The following is a 3,236-nucleotide window of genomic DNA, read 5'->3' on the forward strand; positions in this document are numbered from 1 at the left end:
CCGCCCGCCGGCGCAGCCCGGACGCGAGCAGCCCCAGCGGGGCCGCCGCGCCGAACCACACCGTGTCGCAGTCGTACGCCCGGGCCAGCCGGGCCGCCCGCCGCGCCACCAGCGGGGTGGGCAGCAGCACCTTGGTGCGCTCGCGGACCACCTCGAACGGCTGGTCGGCGTCGAACTTCGCCGCGCCGCGCCAGCTCGACGCGTAGACCACCACCGAACCGGCAGGCTGGCGTACGGCCAGGTTGTGCACGAAGGACTGGATGCCGCCGGGACGCGGCGGGAAGTCGTTGGTGATCAGCAACGTGCGGCTCATCGGCCGGTCTCCCTGGCATAGGCGCGGGCGGCGGCCATCCGCTCCACCGTGGACGGATGGGACGCCGACCACAGGTACTCCCAGCGCGGCGGGTCGGGGTCGGACAGGTTGACCCCGGCCAGCCGGCGCTGCATCGCCTCGAACGTCGCCGAGTCGCCGGTGAGCGCCAGCGCGTGCGCGTCGGCGCGGGCCTCCACCCGGCGGGAGACGAGCGCCTGCACCGGGGTGGCGAGCAGGCCGGCCACCGTGACCAACGCGATCAGCAGCGGGAACGCCCGGGGCTGGGCGATGGAGTCGACACCGGCCAGCCGCAGCAGCGGCGTCCACGACCCGACCAGGTAGAGAGCCACCACCGCGGCGGCGGCGCCGAGCGCCCCGAGCACGGTGCCGGTCCAGACGTCCCGGTCCTTGGCGTGCCCCAGCTCGTGCGCGACCACGCTCGTCACCTCCGCGGGCTCGGCCTCCCGCAGCAGCGTGTCGTAGACCACGACCCGGCGGGTCGGCCCGAGCCCGGAGACGTAGGCGTTGACCGCCCGGGTGCGCCGGGAGGCGTCGGCGACCAGCACGTCGCGCACCGGGACCCCGTCCCGGGCGGCCATGCTGGTCAGCTCCGCGCGCAGCGGTCCCGGCTCCATCGGCGTGAACCGGTTGAAGACCGGCTCGACCAGCACCGGGAGCACGAACGACAGCACGACCACCAGGGCGGCGGCCCCGGCCGCGCCGAACGCCCACCACCACCGGGGAGCGAGCCGCACCACCGTGTAGAAGCCGAGCAGGACGAGCCCCCCGATGACCGCGCTCACCGCGTACGACTTGAGCAGGTCGACCGCCCAGCCGCCCCAGCTCTGGGTGCTCAGGCCGTAGCGGACCAGCACGGTCCGGCGCCAGGCCGAGACGGGCAGCGTGAGCAGGTCGGCGAGGAAGATGACGGCCAGCCCGCCGAGCACGGCCTGGGCGATCCAGTGGCCGCCGAAGGGCCGGCCGGCCAGCTCGACCAGGCGCGCGCCCAGCGGGGTGAGCCCGAGCAGCAGCGCCACCACCAGCCCGATCGCGAGCGCCGACCATCCGGCCGGACGCAACGCGCCGTGGAACGCCCGGCCCCGGGTCACCTGGTCGACCGGCAGCGACCGCAGCGCCGCGAGCTGGTCCGGGCGGGGGGCCGGCGGCCGGCCCCACGGCACCAACAGCACGACGGCCACGACCAGCGCGACCGCCAGCCCGGCCAGGCTCAGCACCGCCCAACCGCGCGGGGTCACCACCCCACCCCGCCGTCGCGACCCGTCCGCGTCATGCCTCTCCCCTCCACCGTGACCGCCCATCCTATTGCCCGATCCCGGCGGATCAGCTCCGGTGCCCACCGACCGTCACCACCGCCCCACCGGCCCGGTCGCACCCGCTCCGGGCGGTCACACCGGCGCGCATGCCGCCGCCGCTCACCGCAGCAGACCGGCGGTGGCGGCGGGCAGCGCCGGCGGGTCGGGTCGGCAGGCCGGGTCGGCGAGGGCTGGGTCGGCGTCGCCGTCGGCCCCGCGTCGGCCTCGGCCTCGGCCTCGGCGGGCGACGCGTGACTCGGCGCGTCGGCGGCCAGGTCGCAGTGCCCAGCAGAGCGATATGACTCCTGGTCATAAATATGACCAGGAGTCATATCGCTCATGATGCGTGTGCCTGCCGGCTCGCGACACGCCCGACGGCGAGGCCCCGGATCACCTGCCCGCAGGGCAGCACGACCCGCGACAGCGGCGAAGCGATCCGTGGCGGGCGCAGCCGGGTCGGTCATCGCCTCGTTCGGGAAGCGTCAGTATGTACACGGCACCCGGCGCGGGAAGCACTGTGGCCACGCCCGTCGGAGCGAATGGCGCGAGGTGACGCGAGGGGGTGCGAGGTGAGGCGAGGTGGGCCGGGCCCGGCGGAAGAACCGGACCGGGGACGGGGCGAGAAGTCCGGGCGGGTGGTCAGGCCACCCGGCGGCGGGTCGAGCGGCGGGGCGCCGGGGCCGGCGCGGACGGCACCACCTGCACCTCGAAGCCGGCCCGGGCGAACACCTCGATCGCCCGGTGCTCGGCAGGGCCCAGGTCGGCCGTCGGCGAGTCGGGGTCGAGCAGCGCGGTCACCAGGCAGCCGGAGCAGCCGGCACCGCGGATGCCGCAGGTGTCGCAGTCGATGAGCATCAACGCCTCCTGACGGGTCGCCGGTGGCGCTCGGGGAAGGGACCACCACCGTCGGTCACCGGAAGGCTAACCCTCGGGTATGACAGAACCGGACAACGAGGCAGCAGCCACCCGGAAAACGATCATCCAGCCACCAGTGCGCCGAAGTGGCGCGATCGGAACGCCGGTCAGGAGCGGGCGAGGCGGCGCAGCAGGGAGTCGGCCCCGAGCGGGTACGCGCCGTGCCGGCGTACCCCGTCGGCGACCTCGCGGTCCGAGGAGACCACCACCACCGGGCGGCCGGCCGGTTCGGCGCGGACCAGCCGCCGGATCAGCTCGTCGGCGGTCTCCCCCTTGCGGGAGAAGAGCACCCGCACGCCACGCGGCGCGGGTGGGAGGCCGTGGATCCGCTCGGCCCCGTCGAAGACGACGGTGACCTCGTCCCCGGTCTGCGCGGCGATGCCACCCAGCCCGGTGATCAGCCGCTTGCGCTGCTGCTCCAGCGACATCTCGCCGAAACCGCGCTTGGTGACGTTGTAGCCGTCCACCACGAGGTGCGCCCGGGGCAGGGCGAGGAGCTGGTCGAGACGCGCCGGGTCGTCCGTGTCCCGGGCCCGGGTCGCGGCGCCGGCCGGCGCGGCCCCCGGCTGGTCGGCGAACGCGTCGGCGACGAAGTCCGCCGGCAGCGTGTCCACCGGGTCGAGCGCCAGCTCGCGGCGCAGCCCGACCGCGGCCTGCCCGATCGTCGCCAGCAGCAGCCACAGCCGGGCGTCGTC

3 protein-coding genes and 1 pseudogene are annotated in these 3,236 nt (G+C 75.6%); all 4 read right to left on the bottom strand.

Translation table 11 applies throughout. The annotated features are described in order from the left end of the window. Positions 1 to 313 (bottom strand): annotated as a pseudogene (locus HUW36_RS28940) (alpha-(1-2)-phosphatidylinositol mannosyltransferase); the annotation flags it as partial. After that, positions 310 to 1,569 (bottom strand): M48 family metallopeptidase, encoded by a 1,260-nt coding sequence (locus HUW36_RS28945; protein WP_174531020.1) that lies wholly within the window; start codon positions 1,567 to 1,569, stop codon positions 310 to 312. The pseudogene HUW36_RS28940 and the gene HUW36_RS28945, both read right to left, overlap by 4 nt. Before the next feature lie 696 nt (positions 1,570 to 2,265). Next, on the bottom strand, positions 2,266 to 2,481 hold the full coding sequence (locus HUW36_RS28950; RefSeq protein ID WP_174531021.1) for a hypothetical protein: 216 nt from the start codon (positions 2,479 to 2,481) through the stop codon (positions 2,266 to 2,268). Between the two features lie 167 nt (positions 2,482 to 2,648). Next, positions 2,649 to 3,236, bottom strand: a 588-nt coding sequence (locus tag HUW36_RS28955; protein WP_174531022.1) for an NYN domain-containing protein, incomplete at its 5' end; no start/stop codon positions are given.

The sequence above is a fragment of the Micromonospora maritima genome, assembly GCF_902825405.1.
Taxonomy (GTDB): Bacteria; Actinomycetota; Actinomycetes; order Mycobacteriales; family Micromonosporaceae; genus Micromonospora; species Micromonospora maritima.